The organism is Methanobrevibacter sp. V14 (genome assembly GCF_963082475.1).
Taxonomy (GTDB): Archaea; Methanobacteriota; Methanobacteria; order Methanobacteriales; family Methanobacteriaceae; genus Methanocatella.
In genome coordinates this window covers 148,498-168,893 of the sequence record NZ_CAUJAM010000008.1, presented here as the reverse complement: position 1 = coordinate 168,893, position 20,396 = coordinate 148,498, and the positions used below count along the sequence as shown (strand labels likewise).

The 20,396-nt window shown below is 32.0% G+C and carries 18 protein-coding genes and 6 tRNA genes; 7 read left to right on the top strand and 17 right to left on the bottom strand.

What is annotated here, in order from left to right:
* Positions 1 to 20 precede the first annotated feature (20 nt).
* Positions 21 to 290: a thioredoxin family protein gene (locus Q9968_RS06685; protein WP_305514714.1), complete on the bottom strand. Its 270-nt coding sequence runs from the start codon at positions 288 to 290 to the stop codon at positions 21 to 23.
* A 224-nt stretch (positions 291 to 514) separates the two neighbouring features.
* Between Q9968_RS06685 and Q9968_RS06680 the strand changes: the two genes are divergently transcribed.
* Entirely contained in the window at positions 515 to 1,477 is a 963-nt protein-coding gene (locus tag Q9968_RS06680) for an arsenic resistance protein (protein ID WP_305514713.1), read from the top strand.
* On the opposite strand, the gene Q9968_RS06675 is transcribed toward Q9968_RS06680, so the two are convergent.
* Both Q9968_RS06675 and Q9968_RS06670 read right to left on the bottom strand, forming a co-directional pair.
* Positions 1,474 to 2,175 (bottom strand): metal-dependent hydrolase, encoded by a 702-nt coding sequence (locus Q9968_RS06675; protein ID WP_305514711.1) that lies wholly within the window; start codon positions 2,173 to 2,175, stop codon positions 1,474 to 1,476. The two genes, Q9968_RS06680 and Q9968_RS06675, sit on opposite strands and share 4 nt — an antisense overlap.
* A gap of 120 nt (positions 2,176 to 2,295) precedes the next feature.
* Positions 2,296 to 2,997, bottom strand: coding sequence for a succinylglutamate desuccinylase/aspartoacylase family protein (locus tag Q9968_RS06670; protein ID WP_305514709.1), 702 nt, complete (start codon positions 2,995 to 2,997; stop codon positions 2,296 to 2,298).
* 85 nt (positions 2,998 to 3,082) lie between these two features.
* Between Q9968_RS06670 and Q9968_RS06665 the strand changes: the two genes are divergently transcribed.
* Positions 3,083 to 5,005, top strand: coding sequence for an IGHMBP2 family helicase (locus Q9968_RS06665; RefSeq protein ID WP_305514707.1), 1,923 nt, complete (start codon positions 3,083 to 3,085; stop codon positions 5,003 to 5,005).
* Positions 5,006 to 5,247: 242 nt separating this feature from the next.
* Positions 5,248 to 6,426, top strand: coding sequence for an argininosuccinate synthase (locus Q9968_RS06660; RefSeq protein ID WP_305514705.1), 1,179 nt, complete (start codon positions 5,248 to 5,250; stop codon positions 6,424 to 6,426).
* 8 nt (positions 6,427 to 6,434) lie between these two features.
* On the opposite strand, the gene Q9968_RS06655 is transcribed toward Q9968_RS06660, so the two are convergent.
* Complete coding sequence (locus tag Q9968_RS06655; protein ID WP_305514703.1) at positions 6,435 to 8,084, bottom strand: helicase C-terminal domain-containing protein; 1,650 nt, start codon at positions 8,082 to 8,084, stop codon at positions 6,435 to 6,437.
* Between the two features lie 117 nt (positions 8,085 to 8,201).
* Between Q9968_RS06655 and Q9968_RS06650 the strand changes: the two genes are divergently transcribed.
* Positions 8,202 to 8,873 carry an NAD-dependent deacylase gene (locus tag Q9968_RS06650; RefSeq protein ID WP_305514701.1) on the top strand — a complete coding sequence of 224 codons (672 nt, stop codon included), beginning with the start codon at positions 8,202 to 8,204 and terminating at the stop codon, positions 8,871 to 8,873.
* Here Q9968_RS06650 and sfsA read toward each other — a convergent pair.
* From sfsA to Q9968_RS06635, 3 genes are all read right to left on the bottom strand, one after another.
* Positions 8,823 to 9,536: a DNA/RNA nuclease SfsA gene (gene sfsA, locus Q9968_RS06645; protein WP_305514699.1), complete on the bottom strand. Its 714-nt coding sequence runs from the start codon at positions 9,534 to 9,536 to the stop codon at positions 8,823 to 8,825. The genes Q9968_RS06650 and sfsA overlap by 51 nt on opposite strands.
* Positions 9,523 to 11,064: an NAD(P)H-hydrate dehydratase gene (locus Q9968_RS06640; protein WP_305514697.1), complete on the bottom strand. Its 1,542-nt coding sequence runs from the start codon at positions 11,062 to 11,064 to the stop codon at positions 9,523 to 9,525. Before Q9968_RS06640 ends, sfsA begins: the two co-directional genes overlap by 14 nt.
* A gap of 312 nt (positions 11,065 to 11,376) precedes the next feature.
* On the bottom strand, positions 11,377 to 12,540 hold the full coding sequence (locus Q9968_RS06635) for an ATP-binding protein (RefSeq protein WP_305514695.1): 1,164 nt from the start codon (positions 12,538 to 12,540) through the stop codon (positions 11,377 to 11,379).
* 273 nt (positions 12,541 to 12,813) lie between these two features.
* Here Q9968_RS06635 and Q9968_RS06630 point away from each other — a divergent pair, with 273 nt between their 5' ends.
* The gene (locus Q9968_RS06630; RefSeq protein WP_342765948.1) at positions 12,814 to 13,950 is read left to right on the top strand and encodes an NAD-binding protein; all 1,137 of its coding nucleotides are present in this window, start codon (positions 12,814 to 12,816) and stop codon (positions 13,948 to 13,950) included.
* 25 nt (positions 13,951 to 13,975) lie between these two features.
* Here the strand turns inward: Q9968_RS06630 and fhcD are convergent, their stop codons facing one another.
* Positions 13,976 to 14,866 carry a formylmethanofuran--tetrahydromethanopterin N-formyltransferase gene (fhcD, locus tag Q9968_RS06625; RefSeq protein ID WP_305514693.1) on the bottom strand — a complete coding sequence of 297 codons (891 nt, stop codon included), beginning with the start codon at positions 14,864 to 14,866 and terminating at the stop codon, positions 13,976 to 13,978.
* Positions 14,867 to 15,208: 342 nt separating this feature from the next.
* Positions 15,209 to 16,273, bottom strand: coding sequence for a UPF0104 family protein (locus Q9968_RS06620; RefSeq protein WP_305514691.1), 1,065 nt, complete (start codon positions 16,271 to 16,273; stop codon positions 15,209 to 15,211).
* A 79-nt stretch (positions 16,274 to 16,352) separates the two neighbouring features.
* On the opposite strand from Q9968_RS06620, the gene Q9968_RS06615 reads away from it, so the two are divergent.
* Complete coding sequence (locus Q9968_RS06615) at positions 16,353 to 17,786, top strand: TrkH family potassium uptake protein (protein ID WP_305514689.1); 1,434 nt, start codon at positions 16,353 to 16,355, stop codon at positions 17,784 to 17,786.
* Positions 17,787 to 17,842: 56 nt separating this feature from the next.
* Entirely contained in the window at positions 17,843 to 18,493 is a 651-nt protein-coding gene (locus Q9968_RS06610; protein WP_305514687.1) for a TrkA family potassium uptake protein, read from the top strand.
* Here Q9968_RS06610 and Q9968_RS06605 read toward each other — a convergent pair.
* From Q9968_RS06605 to Q9968_RS06570, 8 genes are all read right to left on the bottom strand, one after another.
* Positions 18,482 to 19,090, bottom strand: a complete 609-nt coding sequence (locus Q9968_RS06605) for an MBL fold metallo-hydrolase (protein ID WP_305514685.1) — start codon at positions 19,088 to 19,090, stop codon at positions 18,482 to 18,484. The genes Q9968_RS06610 and Q9968_RS06605 overlap by 12 nt on opposite strands.
* Positions 19,091 to 19,147: 57 nt before the next feature.
* Positions 19,148 to 19,296, bottom strand: a tRNA-Trp gene (locus tag Q9968_RS06600).
* A gap of 51 nt (positions 19,297 to 19,347) precedes the next feature.
* Complete coding sequence (gene hjc, locus Q9968_RS06595; RefSeq protein ID WP_305514683.1) at positions 19,348 to 19,758, bottom strand: Holliday junction resolvase Hjc; 411 nt, start codon at positions 19,756 to 19,758, stop codon at positions 19,348 to 19,350.
* A gap of 100 nt (positions 19,759 to 19,858) precedes the next feature.
* Positions 19,859 to 19,934: transfer RNA gene (locus Q9968_RS06590), tRNA-His, on the bottom strand.
* Positions 19,935 to 19,967: 33 nt separating this feature from the next.
* Positions 19,968 to 20,050, bottom strand: a tRNA-Leu gene (locus Q9968_RS06585).
* 55 nt (positions 20,051 to 20,105) lie between these two features.
* Positions 20,106 to 20,180 (bottom strand) — tRNA-Glu (locus Q9968_RS06580).
* 30 nt (positions 20,181 to 20,210) lie between these two features.
* Positions 20,211 to 20,284, bottom strand: a tRNA-Ile gene (locus Q9968_RS06575).
* A 5-nt stretch (positions 20,285 to 20,289) separates the two neighbouring features.
* Positions 20,290 to 20,362: transfer RNA gene (locus Q9968_RS06570), tRNA-Asn, on the bottom strand.
* Positions 20,363 to 20,396 lie beyond the last annotated feature (34 nt).

Sequence of the window (20,396 nt, the reverse complement as noted above, 5' to 3'; positions counted from 1 at the left end):
AAATAAAAAAAAGAGAGAATCTATAATAAAGATTCAATATGAGTAGTTAATTCTTCAGCACTAGGTGCCCCAACAAATGATACTTCCCCATTAATCACAATTGTAGGAACGGCCATAATTTGATAATCAATTGCTCTTTGTCTGTTTTCTGGATTATTAGGATCATCGATTTTAACTGATTCAAAATCCATTACATCACCTAATTTATTTTTTGCTTGCTGAGCTGCGTCAATAGCTGCAGGACAGTGCGGACAGGTACTGGTTGAAAAAACTTCTACTTTAATTGTCATATATTATATCTCCGTTAAGTTAATTTGTAAATTAGTTTATAGTTTAGCATATATAACTGTTACCCAATATTATAGGAAAAATATTTCTAAAGAAAAGCATCCCAAAAAATAATCAAATACTCATAAATTAACAGATTAATTGAAAAATAACTATTTTTTAATAAATTATAAAACATTAAATATGCCAATATACAAATTTAGTTATGCCAAAATAGGTGAAGAATATGGATTTAGTAGAAAAACTTGAACCAATAATCATATTTTCAGCAGTAATAGCTGGATTGATATTTTCAAACATAGAAATTACATCCCAAAACACAGAACAACTGATAAATATATTCTTATGCTTAATGCTTTTCGGAGTATTTCTCGAAGTGCCAATAGTTGAGCTAAAAGACAGCTTTAAAAATTTTAAGTTCACATCAACAAGCTTAATAATTAATTTCATATGGACACCCCTTTTTGGATACTTTCTAGGTTCCCTATTTTTAAAAGGAAATGTTGATATCTTGATTGGGTTTTTCATGCTAATATTAACTCCATGTACTGATTGGTATCTAGTATTTACAAAAATGGCGAAAGGAAACTTAACACTAAGTTTATCAATACTGCCTATGAATTTGGTCTTGCAAATTATATTGCTGCCAATCTATTTAGTTATTTTCTTCTCAAGTGGAAATACAATGGGTTATGCCCAACTCGCATACTCACTTTTAATTGTTATTGTAATTCCATTAGTTGCAGCCCAACTTGTTAAATTTATCTTAAATGCCGATTTAAAAGAAAAGGCGGTTGATTCGTTTTCATCTTTACAGATTTGCTTCTTATCACTTGCGGTGTTTTGCATATTTGCAAGTCAGGGAGATTTGTTGTTTAGCAATTTAGACTCTGTCGTTAGCATATTTATTCCATTAATCCTATTTTTCACAGCAAATGCCATAATAGATTTATTAGTATCTGAAAAGATTAATTTTACATATTCCGAGTATGCCAGCCTGACAATGACAACATTGGCCCGCAATTCACCACTAGCTCTTGCAATAGCCATTAATTCCTTTCCCGGCCATGAGTTAATCTCAATAGCCCTTGTAATTGGACCATTAATAGAACTACCGATACTTTATATTGTTTCAAAATTCTGTTTATGGGTTAAAAATTCAGGACTATTCTTTAGTTGCAGATATTAACCAATATAACTTCTGAACAGTACAAATAAAACAGGAATATGGTAAATTATGGAAATTACAGCCAATAAGAATACCATGCTCAATCCAAAATTTCTATAAGCTTTTTTTGAAGATAAAGGTGCAAATATCTTAATTCCAGCAGGAGTGAATGAATCAAGAACCATATGTGAAAATACTCCTAAAAATATGCTTAAAACTATTTCAATATAAGAAATTTCAATTGTAGGCAGGATAAACAAACTAATAAAAAATAATGGAATGAAAATCATCAATAACTTCTTATTTAGGAATAAAAAACTTAAAAGAACTATTAAAATAGCCATTAAAAGATAATGATTATTTAAAATAGTTACAGCACTTACTAATTCATAAGCCCAAATTAAAATTAAGCTAACAGCTGAAGTTAAAGTTAAAACCCCAAAAATAGAGTGTGTAAAACTTCTATGTTCAGAAAAATAGAAAACCGCACCTAAAAATACAATGATTAATCCAATATAATAAGGCAATTTAAGGATATAAAGTGAAATAAACACGACCAATCCCAAAATAATTATCTTATACACATTATCCTTTTTGAATTTATGGTCAAAATCAGGAACAATTGCACCGATTAAAGCTAAAGCAATTGATAGAGGATTGTGAAAAAACATCAAAGCTAGTAATAATGCAAATACTGAGTGTCCCTTATATGAAGACAATTAAATCACCAATATAAAAATATGATTTATATATTATAAACAATTAATGAGAGAGCATTTGAGGAGTTCTCTTAAGTTTAAATTGAAAAATATCATGAATTTATCAATAACCAAACAAGATCAAACACCAAAATAACTTAAAAAACATTCCATTTGAGCAAATGACCTATCAACAGAACCCTCTCCAACACTGGCAAATGGAGATAATACCTCACCAGTAATAGCTGGAATTTCTTTTAAATTACAGACATCTTCAACTGCACCATTATATGATGAACCAGCATAATCAAATGAAATTATTTCAGAACCGATATTTTGTGAAATATAATTTGCTATCAAATAGCTTTCAGGAGATGGAGATTTTGATGAAAAGATTGATTCCATACCCGGATTTGCATTATAGGCAGTTGAATGAAAGTCCCCAACAAAGTTAATCCCCAAATTTTCAACATTTTGAAGAATCAAATTACTTAATGAGTTTTTAATGTGAGTAGAACGATTTAAATCCATTCCATTAAATGTTCTCTCATTATTCATGCTTGATTTTGGTGATGCGAATGGTATGAAATATATTGTACAATTTAAATCTTTATAAACCAGTTTATTTAATAATCGCATATTAGCTATTTGTGACGGCAGTTCATTTCCATGAATTCCGGATAAAATCAATACTTTGGTTCCCTTGTTTCCCAATTTAAACATAGGAGTTCCATAAACACATTTTTCAAGAACAAAATGAGTTAATTTGTTTAATTCTAAATTTTTCAAAAGATGATTATTTCTTGAAATATATCCTCCTGAAAAATCAGAAATATACTTCATTTCCAAATTACCAAATTGCTCAATTTTTCTAAAATGCATATATTAATTATACTGTGAAACTCTTATTTAATATTAAGGGATTAAATTGAAGAAATATATTAAAAACTTAATAAGACTCATAAATTATGAAAGAGATGCTGAAATTGACTTAATGACATATGAAATAAGTACCATGTCAGGTAAAAAAAGAGAAGAACTTGGAAGAGCCATTAATAAAGTTAAAGGAAAAAGTTTAGGTAATGAGTTAGGCTTAGAGATTGTCCAGTTTGGAAGGCCAGAGGCTATTGACACTGAAATATCAGTTGGAGATATGGTCTTAGTAAGCAGTGAAGATCCATTGCGAAGTGATTTAACCGGCACAGTTACTGAAAAAGGCACCAGATTCGTCAAAGTTGCTTTTGACAAACGTGTTCCAAGATGGGCAATTAAAAAGAAAGTTAGGCTTGATTTATATGCTAATGACATTACATTTAGAAGAATGGAAGATAATTTGAAACATTTAAGTCTGAAAGGTAAAAATGCTCTTGAATACATCTTAAAAGATAGAAATCCAAGGAAAAACAGACCTGCCCCATACATTTCATACATTGATGAAAATCTCAACTCCTCTCAAAAGTCGGCTATTGAAGATGCATTATCCTGTGAAAATTTTTTTTTGATTCATGGTCCTTTTGGAACGGGCAAAACCAGAACATTAGTTGAGCTAATATCCCAAGAAACACGTCAAAACCATAAGGTTTTAGCAACTGCTGAAAGTAATGCTGCTGTTGATAACATTTTAGAGAGATTGATGGAAAATAAAAAACTAAATCTTACAAGGCTTGGTCATCCTCAAAGAGTTTCAAAACACAATATTACACAAACTTTAGCATATAAAGTTGAAAATCATGAGCTAAATAAAAAAATTAAAAAAATTAATAAAAAAATCAATAATTTGATTGAAAAACGTAAAGTCCACACCAAACCAACACCGCAGTATCGTAGAGGATATGGAGATTATGATATTCTCCATATGGCATCAAAAGGAAAATGCGGTCGTGGAATTAGCTCTGGAAAGATGAAATCCATGGCCAAATGGATTGAAATTAACCAAGAAATCGACGAAGCCCATGACGAGATAAAGAGAATTGAAAATAAAATGATTAAAGACATCATTGAAACAAGTGATGTTATACTTGCCACTAACTCATCAGCAGCTCTTGAGTCAATTGAAAGAGTTAAATTTGACGTTGCAATTATTGATGAAGCATCCCAAGCTACGATTCCAAGTGTTTTAATCCCGATAGCTAAAGCCCATAGATTTATCCTTGCAGGAGACCACAAACAGCTGCCTCCAACAATCATTAGCGATAGAGCAGGAGCACTCTCAAAAACTTTATTTGAAGAGTTAATAATGATGTATCCTTTTAAATCCCAGTTATTAAATATCCAATACCGCATGAATAGTTTGCTTATGAAGTTTCCAAATGAGGAATTCTACAACAAGAGCCTCAAGAGCGATTCAAGTGTTGATGAGATAAATATTAATGACATTGTCGAATCTGATCAAAATGAAGAAGCATTGCTTTTTATTGATACCTCTGATGTTGATTTAGAAGGGGAAACCCATCTAAAAGATTCGAAATCCATTATCAATAACTTCGAAGCAGAAATTAGCTCAAAAATTGCTCAAGATTATTTGACAATAGGTGTAAATCAGGAAGACATTGGAATCATTAGCCCTTATGCCGACCAAGTAAAAATTATCCAGGATATGACCCCCGTTGAGGTTAAAACGGTAGATGGTTTTCAGGGAAGAGAAAAAGAAATCATTATCATCTCCACAGTTAGAAGTAATGAAAATGGAAATATTGGTTTTTTGAGAGATTTGAGAAGATTAAATGTTGCAATTACCCGTGCAAAAAGAAAATTAATCATAATTGGCAACAAGAATACTTTAAAAGTTGATCCAACTTATGAGAGATTGATTAATTTTTGCGAAAAGAATGACTTATTATTAAAAATTTAGGTAAACCTAAACTTTTATATATAATGAAGAATAATGTATAAACAAGAGATGAAAAGTATTTCGATACTTTAAACTCGAGACTCTTAATTGAGGTTTTGATTTTTCAAAGCCCATATAACTTTTCAACCTCAATTATAACCCTCAATTAAGAGTTCTCTTCTGTCAACTTTTTTTAAAAATTATAAATACTATTAAAAATATATTATGTTATATAAAACTTATTTTTATTATATGGTGATTAAATGACTGATAAAGTAGTTTTAGCATTCAGTGGTGGGTTAGACACCTCCGTGTGTGTTAAATTATTAGAAGAAGAATATGATGTAGAAGTTATTACTGCTTGTGTAGATGTAGGGCAAGGTGAAGAAGAAATGGAAAAAGCAAAAACTATGGCGTCAAAAATTGGTGGATTAAAACACTACAATATCGATGCTAAAGAAGAATTTGCAAACGAATACATCTCACGCGGAATTAAAGCAAATGCAGAATATGAAGGATATCCATTAAGTACTGCTCTTGCAAGACCACTGATTGCTCAAAAAATCATAGAAGTAGCTGAAAAAGAAGGAGCAACTGCAATTGCACATGGATGTACTGGAAAAGGAAACGATCAATTTAGATTTGAAGCAGTTATTCTTGCAATGTCTAACTTAGATATTATTGCACCAATCAGAGAAATGAATTTAACCAGAACGGAAGAAAAAGAATATGCTGAATCTAAAGGTATTGAACTAAGTTACGATAAAATTTACAGTATTGATGAAAACCTCTGGGGAAGAGCTATTGAAGGAGATGTATTAGAAGATCCTGCAAACGAACCTCCAGAAGATATTTATGAATGGACTGCATCCTGGGAAGATGCCAAAGCAGAACCCGAAAAAGTATCTATTGAATTCGAAGAAGGCATACCTGTTGCTATAAATGGTGAAATGATGCCATTAATAGACATTATCAGAAAAGCAAATGAAATTGCCGGTGAAAACGGTATCGGTAGAGTAGATACAATTGAAAACAGAATGATTGGTCTTAAAAGCAGGGAAATATACGAAACCCCCGGTGCAAAATTATTAATCGCAGCACACCAAGCATTAGAAGAATTAGTTTTAACTACTGACGAATTAAGATTTGCAGAATACATGTCAACACTTTATGCTGATTTAGTATACAGAGCTCTCTGGCAAGAACCTTTAAGAGAAGATTTAGACCAAGCAATTGATAAAATGCAAGAAAGAGTAAGTGGAGAAGTTGTAATGAAATTGTTTAAAGGTTCAATCCAACCAATCGTTAGAAAATCTCCTTTCAGCTTACACAGCATTGAACAAATTACCTTTGAAGACAAAGAAACTGACCAAAGAGAAGTCGAAGGCATGATTAAATACCACGGCCTTCAAGCTGCAAATCATCAAAAATTAAACAGATAGCTTTCAAGCTATCCCTTTACTTCTTTTTGTACGGCTTCTGTGAAATATTCATTGAAAAAGCCACGATTATATTCAAATAACTCTTTAAAACTAGAATCAATTATATACATTACACACCAATCATCCTCATCACGTATTCCACGACCATAAGCTTGCATTAAAGCCATTACGGTTTGATAGTAAAACCATTTAGGATCAATTTCTCTTCTATACTTTACTTGTTCATTTAATTGAGGATAAGGAATTTTATATATTATCTGGAATCTGCACAAATCACCTTTAAAATCAACACCATCTTTAATGGAAGCTCCAATCAAAACACTATTGCCTTTAGATAAACTAAATTTCTTTAATACAGCGTTTCTGTTTTCACCCCCAACAAAAACTAACGGATAATCTTTTAATTGATTTATAATCCAATATGCCTGTTCATTACTTGAAGTGTGAATAACACCTTTTTCGTTTTCATGTTTATCAAGCAATTCCTTGACTTTATCAATAGCTCGTTTATTCTTCCATTTAGGACCCCTACGTCCATTACCACTCATTCTTCCAACGAAATCTATATAAATTGGTCTTTTTGCCACATCAAATGGACTTTTTTCATAAATATAATGAGTTTCATCAGGATCAATATTATTCCACTTACAGAACTTGTCTTTGCTTCCCAATGTACCTGTTAAAAATATACGGATGTTGCCTAAGCTTAATAGGTTTTGAGTGTCATCTACAACAGAAAATGGTTTGAATTCAGCTGAAATATCCATTTTATTATCCAATATAATATCTTTATCAGGCAAATCAATAATTAGATCCTTACTAGATAGTCCCAAACTAATTTCAACAAATGTTTTAAGGTCTTGTTCCAGATTTTGCTTTTCAACATAATCAAAATCAGAATACTTTGAAGGATTGCTTTCAAACTCATCTAATGAAACTTGAACAGACTTGTTAGCATCTCCCTCAATTTTTTTAATTCTCTTTTTGCATTCCCTTATTAAATCATTGCAAATTCCAATCCAATACTCTGGATTTCTTTTTAAATCATAGATTGATTTTGTAAAATGCATTACTGGTTCAAAAATATCAATACCAAATTTTGTGGATATATATTCACGGTTTAGCTCAGATGAAGACAGCATTAACATTTTACGTTCCAAATTATGTGCTTCGTCTAAAATTAGCAATTCACGAGAATCCAAAATAGGATTTACAACACCCCCATAATATAAAAAATCATAATTAGTAATGACATTTTTAGCTTTCTGGGCCTCTTTAAATGCTATTCTAAACTCACAATCACAGCATCTTCTTAAATTGTATTCCGCCTTAATACAAAAGTCACAGCTACCTTTATAATTACATTTATAATTTCCACGACCTTTAATTTCGACCAATATCTCTTCAAAATCATCCAAATATTGTTCTTGAAGTTGTTTAGTCATTGTTAAAATATATGAATCATCATACATATTGGCTAAGGTTGTAGCTATTGCAGATTTACCAATGCCTGTTCCCGCTTCGAGAATGATATTTTTAAATCCTTTTTTTATTGCAACGTTAATTTCATTGATGAGTCTGACCTGACTATTTCGGGGACTGTACTTCGGCAGTGACCAATGAAGCATCCATTCTAGAGTTGAATTATTACTATCCATAAAATTCCCAATCATTACCAACAAGTTGTTAATAATCATTCTATAAAATATAATACTTAAATGTTTATTCATCAACTGATGAAAAATTAATTATTTATTAACAATATAAATAAAAACATGTCTAAAATTAACCAATTACAAGAAATTATCAATAATTCAGACAATATTGTGTTTTTTGGAGGCGCCAGTGTTTCAACAGAAAGTGGAATACCTGATTTTAGGTCTGAAAGCGGAATTTATAAAAGTTTAGAAAAATATGGAGACCTTCCGGAAAATATAATCTCCCATAGCTACTATCTAGACCATACCGAGGAATTTTTCGAATATTATAAAGACACACTTGTTTTTAAGAATGCCCATCCCAATCCGGCTCATTTAAAATTAGCAGAGATGGAAAAGGCAGGCAGTGAGGAAGTTTTAGAGCTTCATGGAAGTGTTCATAGGAACTACTGTCAAATTTGCAACAGACAATATGGATTAGATCATGTTTTAGAAAGTGAAAGGATACCAAGGTGTGAATGCGGAGGTATTGTTAAGCCTGATGTTGTTTTATATGGAGAACCTTTAAAAAATGCTGTTTTAAATTTTTCAGTTGACCTAATATCTCAAGCCGATACTTTAATTATTGGCGGCACTTCTCTTGTTGTTTATCCTGCCGCCGGATTAATAAATTACTTCAACGGTGAAAATTTGGTTTTAATTAACAAAAGCAAAACACCTTATGACAACATTGCCAGTTTAGTCATTAACGATGCCATTGGTGATGTTTTCTCCCAAATCAAAATCTAAAGATTCAGGAACTAATTCTATTCCTTCTAGTTGATTATTGCATCTGTAGACTAGTATTTCAACACCGGCATCGTATGCATCATTTAAAGTTTGTGAAAATTTAGGATCATTTTCCCAGTTGGGTCTGAAGAACTTTCCAATCGGATGCTGTATTAAGAAAAACACGCAACATCTATTTCCCTCTTTTTTAAGTTTTATCAATTCTTTTAGATGTTTCGCACCGCGTTCGGTTGGTGCATCAGGAAATCTTGCTTCACCATCAACGATTAATGTAACTCCCTTTACTTCAACATAACATTCCTCATCTTCACGGGACAAGTATATATCTATTCTGGAGTTATCGGCTGTTTTTTCTCTTACATGGTAATCATAACCCTCAAGCTCTTTTATTTTACCATTTATGATTGCATCATATACAATACTGTTAGCTTGTTGAGAGTAAAGTGATACTAACACTCCCTTGTTTTCAACAAAATGCAGTGAAAATTTAGTTTTTCGATTTGGATTGTCTGATGGTTTAAGCCAAACGACTGCATCCTCAACCAATAACTCTTTACATCTTCCAGTATTTGGTACGTGAGCTATCTCTTTATTACCATCAACTTCTACTTCAGCAATAAAGCGATTAGGTCTTGCTTTAAAAATTCCCCTAACATAATCCATCTTTAATCACATTACCAATGTATGATACCAAATCAGTTGCTGAAAAGCCGTTTCCTTTATCATCATACGCCCTATCACCTGAAACACCATTTATGAAAACTCCTAAAGCAGCAGAGTCAAATGAATTTAGGCCTTGTGCAAGCAAACTGGCACATATTCCAGCTAATGCATCCCCAGTTCCACCAACAGTCATTCCGGCATTGCCAGATTTATTAATTCTAAAACGAGTGCCTGACAATATTAAATCATATTTGCCTTTAACTAGAACAGTCCCTTTAATTTGACCAGTGATTTTTTGAAATTCAGATATGTTTTCATCGACCTTTTTAAAGTCATATGAGTTAATGTCCAACTTTAAATCATCACTAACATTGAAAAATGATTTAAACTCAAAGATATGAGGAGTCAATATAATATCTTCACGATTTTTGAGTAATGATAAATTAACTTGTTTTAAGCTATCTGCATCCAATATAATTGGTTTTTTAATTTTTGTAGCTAAAACATTGAATAAATTTGAAGTTTCATCATCAATTCCAGCGCCAGGACCCATTAAAACAGCATCAACATCACCAACAATTGACAATATCTCATCAGCATGACTTAATGATAGTTTATCCCCCTCAAGTGATTTTACAATTAAATCAGGAGAGGTTGCCTTGATAGCTTCAGCTGATTTTTCAGGTGTTGCAACATAGACCAAATCAGCACCGGCGCCAATAGCTGCCATACCTGCAATCGCAGGCGCACCAGAGTAATCATTACTTCCACCAATGATTAACAAACGTCCATTGTTTCCTTTATGAGATGATGAATCTCTATTTTTAAGTCTTAAAAAATCCCCATAACTTACAAAGTATTCGGCTTCAAACGGCATTCCAATATCGGCAGTTACAAGACCTCCAACACATTTTTCATCAGCATACCTTACACCATCCTTGATTTTATGAAAACTAATTGTATAATCAGGAATCACGGCCAAATCACTTACCTCACCGTTTAATGGATCCATTCCAGAAGGCACGTCAACACTAATTTTAATTCCATTTGACTTATTAATAACTTCAATGGCTCTTTTAATATTAGTCTGAAGTTTCCCTTTAATTCCAGTTCCTAAAAGTCCATCAACAATAATATATTCCCCTTTAGAGTTTTTATTAACCTCAGTATTATCAATATCTTCAAGAGTTTTTAAATTATAAATTGTTAAGTGTGATAGACGAGGATGCATGTTTTGCAAAATATCAAAGTTTATTTTAGCTTCAGCTGAACGTATATTATCCTTTAGCATGTAAATATCTACATCATAACCTCTGTTCAACAAATATCTTGCAGCTACAAAACCATCTCCACCATTTCCACCAGAGCCTGTAAAAATTACTATTTTAACAGGTTTTGAAAATGTATAAACTGCAATTTTGCCTATTTCTTCAGCTAAAGACTTTCCAGCCGATTCCATCAAACATAATCGAGACAATCCCAAATATTCGCAATTAAAATCTGTAACCATCATATCAATAGGACGCATAATATCCCACACTTTTAATATCTACAACAATACTTGTATTGTATTTACTATTAATTAAATTTTTTCAAATCCAAAACTTTACGAAAATTGATTAAATTCCTAGCAATAGCTTTATCACTAAATTTATATGAAAAATATAATAAACAAACATTGTTTAAATTGTTCACAAAACGGACAAACTTATTCCTATTAGTTACTCCCATAAGATGACATAATTTTTCACATACTCCCATTAGCTCACTACACAAGACAATACGTACAGAAAAAAAATAAAGGTTGCTATTGTCTCATTATTATAAAAAGAACAATGCATTAATAGTTGATTAAACCAGTATCTTGATTTATCCCTAGATTTTGTAGGTATGATTTGAAAAGATTGTTTTTTAATTTATATTTGCCTCTTGCTGGTTTGATTATCATGTTTTTCTTAATTAAATTTTTTAATAATGCTGAGGGTTCTGAGTTTAAATTAGCATTATATTTTATATAAGAATAGGATAAAACTGTTTCATCACTTTCAGCCATCAAGCATAGTATTTTTCTTTCTTCCATAGTGGATTTGCTAAATAATACTTTAAATTCTCGTTGAGCTAAAATATTTAAGGAATGTATAGATGCCTTTTTAAATTCAGCCATTGTTACTTTATTCCCCTCATTGATTTCGTCAAAACAGTTGTAAGCTAAAATTTGCATATAATATGGAATTCCATTAGATAATTCGTATATTTCTTTTAAAACATCTTCTTCAAAGCTTACATTTTGTTTTTTAATTGGAATATTGATTGCTTCACATACTTCGTCGTATGATAATGGTCCTATTAGATAAGGTTCGAATATTCGTACTGCAGAGTCGAGTTTATCTTGTATTCTGTAGAAAATATCCTCTGAACCTGTAGCTACAAACATTATATTTTTTCCTTTTAAATTTAATTCTACAAGAGCATTTTGTAAAATGCTTAGTATCTTCATTGTTTCTTCATTGCTCATTATCCTTTGAAGATCATCGAACAATAAGATTAAAACCGGATTGTCAGAGTCTAACTCATCATAAATTACATTTAATATTTTTTCAAATGCAATGGCTGGGCTGGTTTTAGGTATTTCACGTGATAGAGATATGCCTCCAATTAAGGGTATATTGATACCTAATAAATTTATTTTCTCCCAGAAATGACTGATATTGATATCTAAAGTGTCGGAACATTTTTCTATTATTAATGTATAGATATCTTCAAAATTTCCTTCTATTAATGGAATTCTAACTGAGTATACATCATCAAAATTAGTTAATTCTTCTTGAAACTTTAATAATAATGATGTTTTTCCAATCCCTTTTGAGCCATATAATATTAAATGACCAGGAACCCCCTGTTTGGTTGATTGATATATTTTTTTAAGTTCATTTAGTTCTTCTTCACGACCAGTGAAATAAGATGGAAGAATTCCTGTTCGTTTTCTAAAAGGATTATGTTTCATGGTTATAACCTCTATTAATAATTTTCATGATAAACATAAAAAAAATTTATGATACTTATGTTTCTTATGTTTTTTAGAATATTTAAAAATTTTCATTAGAAAACATGAATTTCATAACTAACATAAAAGAAATTTATGATACTTATGTTTCTTATGTTTTCAGACTCTTTCAAAAACTTTGTTGATTTGAACTATCCATTGCCAAAACACATTATAGTTTAAAATATAGTAGAGTATATAAGTATAATTATCTTAAGTTTTAGGAAAAATCATATGCGAAAAATAACATTTAAAATTTTAACAAAACTTCCAACAAAATACATTAGTAATGGATTAATAATAATTATGGCCATTTTTATTTATGGTATCCTAGGTTCTTATTTTATAATGGACTTAAACCTTATTGATTCAATTTATTATGCGACCATTACAATGGCAACTGTTGGATATGGGGATTATCTTCCTCAAACAGGAATCGAAAAATTATTTGCAACATCCCTAGCCCTTGCAGGAGTTGCTTTACTTGCATATGTATTTAATATGATGTTAACAAATTTCCAGGAAAAAATGACCAAGTATTCAAAGGGAGCGAGAAAATTGAAAGCTATTGAAAATATGGAAGATTATTATATTATTTGTGGTTTAGGAAGAGTTGGAAAAGTGGTTTTTGATGAGTTAACCGATAGAAATCAGAATGTAATTGTTATTGAAAAAGACAAGGAAAAATGTGAAAACATTGAAGAAAAGAAAAACATTGTAATCCTAAATGGCGATGCCATAGAAAATGATTTAATTGCAAAGCTGGCAGGAACTAAATGTAGAAGCGTTATAGTCTGTACTGGAGATGATGTAACTAATTTATTTATAGTATTGACCATTAGAGAAACAAATCCTGATGCATGGATTGTATCAAGAGCCAGTAAACTTGAAAATATTAAAAGACTTAAAAAAGCTGGAGCAAATAAAATTGTATCCCCTGAAGTGATTGGAGGGGAAGGCCTTTATTATGAATCTGCAAGTCCTCATCTTTTAAGAGTGACTGTAAGACATAACTCCGATGAAATTTATGAGGAATTTAAAATAATAACTAAACATGGATGTACATTAGAAAATATTGAGTATCACTTACCGGGGATTGAAACAACACTTACCCGCCAAATTAAAACAATGAACATAGCAGATGGTCAGAGATTTGTAAATCGCCTAAGCATTCATGATGATCAAAAACAAGCATTAGATAACCTATACCGAAGTGCAAATAATATCCACTCCCATTTAATTTCAGGACCTAATAATACTACTTTTGATAAATTGCTTGAAGATTTAAGAAAACAAGAAGAGATTATTGGTGTTAATTTATCTAATGAAGAGATAGCTAAGCTAACTCAAAAAGAAATACTCAATAAATAAAAAAAAATGAAGAGAATTAAATTCTTTAGAACAATTCGTGTAAATGCATAATAGCAGAACCTAATTTACCATCGAAGTTACCTGCTGAAATTTCAAGTACACCTTCAACAGCACAAGCAGCTTCAATTCCTGCTTTCATAGCTGCTTTTACAGATTCCTCATCAACACCATCGATAACTATTTCAAATACTCCGTTAGCATCTTCTCTAATGTCTGAATCAACTTTGTCTTTTAAAGTTACACACATTTTTTCGTTAGTGGATGCATTTAAGAATTTTGAGTATTTGTTGGATCCTACTTTAGAACCAGAAGCGACCATACCTCCAGGGAATGGAGTAATTACGCCTTCAACTTTAGAAATAGCTTCAACTGCTGCTTGAGCTGCGGCTACACCAATCATTTGTTCGGTCGCTAAGATAAAGAAGTTTCCTCCAGCCACACCATTTTTGTATCCGAAGTCAGATTCTACTAAGAAGTCGCCGGACATGATTGGAATGGAGAACACTTTTCTTCCATCAATTTCTAATTCTTCTTCAAAACCGTCCCCGAAGAATTTTAATTTTGCACCGGTGTTTAAAGTATCTTCAGATTCTAAACAGTTGAATGCTGCTGCGGTTGGAGCGGTTAAAATACACATTCCTATTCTTTCCATTAATTCATGATCTAGTGCTTTTTTACCACCTTGACAAATCATTATAACATAACCAGGTCTTCCATCGGGAGTGTTTTCTGCCGGTACAAAGCAGTCAATACCTGCTTCAGCAGGACATCCAATAACAGAAGTTCCGTAACCGGTAGCTTCAGTTGCTGCAATTTTTGCTAATTCTTCAGTTTCTGCAGTAACTAAAATTCTAGTTACTTTGATTCCGAAACCTTCTGCATAAGTATCTTTAATTTCTACGCCATTTATTTCCATATTTTCACCAAATTTTTTTAAAAAATTAAATATTTTGTGATAATAAAGTTTATGAATATATATAAAAATAAAGTTTTCTATTTAATAATCATCATGGAAAAACATTATATGATTAAAAAAGCATTTAACACCAATGAACTCATTTAAATATGGAATTTTACTTAAAATGTAAATTACAATCCAAGAATAATGCCTCCAACTAAGAACAATAAAATATATTCCATATAAAAATTTTAAATGTTTCCGCGTATAAATAAAAACCTGATACTTCTAAATTACAGAAGTTGTAAAATCAGGCAATTAAACATGATCATAATCAAACAATATTTAGACAATAATCGCCTATTCCTCAGATGATTCGTCGCCATCGGATTCTTCGATTTCACCAGAAGATGATGAAAAGGATATCTTATTTAAAATAGCTGATCCATAATATGGCAATATTATCAAACCGATTATGGTGGTCATCCAGAATGAGATTAACCTTTCAATTACAGTTGCGGCTGCACTAACTGAAGATGGAATTCCTGTTGCGGAGTAAAATAGAATCATGACCCCATCAATAGCCCCAACACCTCCAGGAAGCAACGGAATCATACCGACAAGTGAAGCTACAATAAATACTTCACCAATAATGACAAAATTAACATTTGCGCCAAATGCTAAAAATACCAGATAAACTCTTAAAATTTCAAAAATCCAAATTAAAAAAGATAATGGAATAGTGTACAACAAACCCCTTTTATTTGAAATCAATAATTTCATAGTGTCTTGGAAACCGGAAATAATTCCATGTATTTTTTCTTCAAATTCCTCTGAGTTCTTCTTGTAAAAACGTCTGACAAGACCAATAATCCATCCATCCACCCTTTTTCCAAAATTAGGATTAATGCACATGTAAATAATACCAATTAAAACTGCAATAATCGCGATGACTGCAAGAACCATTACAACAAGCATCCATGTGTCAAAATTAAAGTATAATGTCATTGCAGAAATTGTAATGGCTGCAAGAACAACGAATGGAAATGTATCTAATGCCCTATCAGCAACAACAGTTGCAAAAGCTTCTTCCATTAAACAATTTTTCTCCTTATACAATAGATAAGCTCTTACAGGCTCTCCACCTCCACGTCCTGAAGGAGTAATGTTATTGACCGCAAGACCTACCATTACCATTGGAAGCAGTTTTCTTATACTTACATACATATCAGCAAGATTGTTGAGTATCTGCCAACGCAAGGTGTATAAAAAATAAGTAACAACTTGAACACCAACTGCTAAAAGTATAATATATAAATTAGCTGTTTTCAATGCCATAATAACCTTATCGATTCCTACAAACCATAACATTATGACTAAAATAAGAATACTGAATCCAAATAATAATATTGTTTTACGGTCCATGATAATACCAACTTAATATTTTAATATTGAACTTTTGATACTTATAAATTTATATAGAATTTTAATCAATATTTACACAATGAGATATATTAACAAAACTGACTTATATATAGTTATAAGAAATTCAGGTATGATAATGGTTGGAATTGGATTAATGTGTTTAGTTCCAATAATTGTAGACTTAATATATTTCGAATTTAATTTTTTAGGATTTATAATCCCCAGTTTAATTTCAATAGGTTTAGGACTATTTTTTACAAAATACTTTGAAGAATACTCATCAAATAAAATGCGCCTAAAACATGGGATGATAATTTCAGCACTTGCATGGCTATGGGCCAGTGTAATCGGTGGAGCAATCATGCTACTTGTAAGTGATTTGAGCTTCATCAACGGAGTTTTTGAAAGCATGTCCGCTTTAACTGGAAGTGGAGTTACCATGTATCAAAATGTTGAAGTCCTGCCCCATAGTATCTTATTTTTCAGATCAATTGAACAATGGGTTGGAGGATTAGGAATTATTGTTATGACTGTAGCAATCTTAACAAGACCTGGAACCGCATCATCAAAATTGTACCAATCCGAAGCTCGTGAAGAACGTCTGAAACCTAGTATTAAAGCTACTCTTATGCAAACTATTAAAATTTATTTAATTTATACCGTGCTGGGAATTTGCTTATATTTACTTGCAGGAATGTCTGTTTTTGATTCAATTTGCAATACATTTACAATTATTTCCACCGGAGGCATGAGTATTAAAAATGCGAATATGGGGTTTTACCACAATGATGTGATTTACTTAATTTCTATTGTTTTAATGATTTTAGGAGCTACAAGCTTTTTAGTCCATTATAAAGTTATTAAAACAAGAGGAAAATCCTTGATTCAGGATTTGCAATTTAAAGTGATGATTTCTTTAATAGCTATTGTTGCCGTTATACTTTATTTTGTCTCAGATATTGTTCCAATAGACTTACTTTTTACAATAGTATCTGCTGCAACAACAACCGGAGCCAGCGTCAATAGTTTTGACGTGATGATAGGATGGCCACCATTCGTATTAATCTGTATAATGGCATTGATGTTAATTGGAGGATCAAGTGGTTCCACAGTTGGTGCAATTAAACTTTCAAGAGTCATTGTATTCTTTAAAGGGATTTATAAACATATTCGTGAAATTTTATCACCCGAAGGTAGGGTTGTTCCAATAAAAATTTCAAAAACAAAAGTAAATGAAAAAACCGTAAGTGACAGCGGAAACTTCATTACCCTTTATATGATTTTTATTCTGGTTAGCTGGGCATTATTCTGTTTATATGGTCACGATCCATTTAATAGTTTATTTGACACCATTTCAATTCAAGGAAACAATGGTGTGATCCTTGGAGAGATAAATTTCTCTCTTGAAGACCCTTTAAAACTCGCGTGCATATTTAACATGTGGAGTGGAAGATTGGAAATATATCCCGTATTAATTACACTAAGAGCATTTTTCGAAGTATTTAAAAGATAGGTTTATATTATCTTAAAATAAATATTGATTATTAATTATTTTGATGAGGTAATATAATGTATGCTATTATAATGGGAGGAGGTCGTGTAGGACTTGGCCTTGCAAATTTACTAATTGATAATGGTGCAGACATCACATTAATTGAAAGTGATGAATCATTATGTAATGATGTTGCATCAGAACTCGATGCATTAGTTATATGTGGGAATGGAACTAGTTCCAAATTGCTTGAAGAAACAAATATTGAAGATGCTGACTTTTTTATTGCAACAACTGGAAACGATGAAGCAAACTTACTTTCATGCATTCTGGTTAGAAAATATAATGTTGAAACAATTATCGCCCGTGTAAGTAACCCCGAACACGAAGAAGCGTTTAAAGAAGTTGGAATTGATAGAGTAATAAGTCCGGAAATGAGTGCTGCAAAAGACTTAGCACAATATGTTACTAATCCAAGAGTATCTACATTAACCACAATCGGTGAAGGTGATGCAGAAATTATTGAAATGACAATAACTAATGATAAAGTTATTGGAAAACGTTTTAAAGAAGTATCCCCTACAAAAGACTACATCATTATTGCTACATATCAAAACGGTGAACTTGTAATACCTCAACCAGACAATACAATAGCTCGCGGAGAAAAAGTTTCTATCCTTGTTAAAAGAGGAACCTTAAAAAAGGTTTCTAAAAAATTAGAGCAATGAATAAGACATTTTAATATGTTCTTTTCCATTTTGCTCAACAATTGGTCCATGACCTGGGTAGATGTTTTTAACATCTAATTCCAATAATCTTTCAATACTGTTTTTCATATCAGAATAGCTTCCACCAATATCCATTCGACCAACACCCCCACCGGCAAATATAGTGTCTCCACTAATTAAGTTTTCGCCATCCCAAAGGCAAATTCCACCACTAGTATGTCCCGGTGTGTGAATAACTTCAAAATCTTCTATTTTATCGCCATCAACAAGCTCAATATCCACTCTAGAGTTATCCCCTTCAAAATCAAAAGCAGAAAGTGAAGTGCCTAATGAATCTTTATTTTTCATGGAAATTGCATCTAATTCATGAACCGCAATCTTTGCATTAGGAAATAAATAGTTTCCACCAATGTGATCAAAATGACAGTGAGTGTTTACAATTAATTCGACATTTTCCGGTTTGACGCCATTTTCTTTGAGTTTTGAGAATAAATAATCCTTGTTATGTCCAGCACCAGTATCAACAAGAATGCTATCATTAATTAAATAACAATTTGAATCATAATTAAATCCCATTATAAAAACAATATTTGACATGAAAGATAGTATAATTTAAAAAGTAATTAAAAGTTTTGAAAAAACTTTGTATAAAAATGGGGTCATAGGGATTTGAACCCCAATCCGGGGATGTCTCTTGCCTCAGTACTCCAATTGTTCATCACAACAGGTACTGTTCAGTTACGCGTATATTTTCTTCAAAGACAACTGGAGTCCCCGATGCTGCCAGGTTACACCATAACCCCACATAACATACAGTAGTAAATCTGATTTTAATAATATATAAATATTTGCAATTATTCAAATTTCATTTGCTTATCAATACCGGTTATTTCATCAATTTCAAAACCTTTTTCAAGTGCATAATCCTTTTCAACACGATAGTTTCCATTTCTAGTTCTAGGAGTATTTTCAGGTTCTAAAAATATCCATTTAGTGTATTTAAACCTCACCCCAATATAAGGTTTGGCACCGAATATTTTTGAAAACTCACAAAGGGAAGTAATTTGTTCTTCTTCAATATAAATTCTTTCTTTAGTAGTTGTTTTAACTTCAATTGCTAAATAAATTTTACCATTTCCCGCTAAAACATCAGGTAAAGGTCTTTTAGTAGCACCTCCAGAAGCGGGAGCACGCATAGCAGCAAACTTCCTATTCCACAACTTATGTACCAAATCCCTTTCTTCAGCAGATCCTTTTTTTGCCATAAATAACACTCGATTAAATAATTTGATTTTAACATTATATAAATAAAATGAGAGAGCATTTGCTAAGTATTCTAAAATTTGAAAAAATAGTTTTTATAAATGGGGCCGGAGCCGAGATTCGAACCCGAGTCCCAGGATCCACAGTCCTGGAGGATGACCACCTACCCTACCCCGGCATTTATTAAATTAAATAAAAAAAATTGTTAAAGTGCGGGAGCAGGGATTTGAACCCTGGTAGACCTGCGTCAACAGGTCCTAAGCCTGTCCCCTTTGGCCTCTCGGGCACCCCCGCTTTAAAAGAAAGGATACATAGAAACCATTAAAAATCTTAACAAAATTTTTTAGAATGCTCCGGCCGGGATTCGAACCCGAGTCTTCGGCTCGAAAGGCCGAAATGATTGGCCGGACTACACCACCGGAGCACATATAATAAATAAAGTTTTAAGATACCATGGGCCCAATGGGGTTCGAACCCATGACCTTCCGGTTATGAGCCGGACGCTCTACCTGGCTAAGCTATGGGCCCAAAAACGCCATCGACAGGGCTCGAACCTGTGACCAATCGGTTAACAGCCGAACGCTCTACCTACTGAGCTACGATGGCATGAAACACCCAACTAACTTAACCAAATAAAACC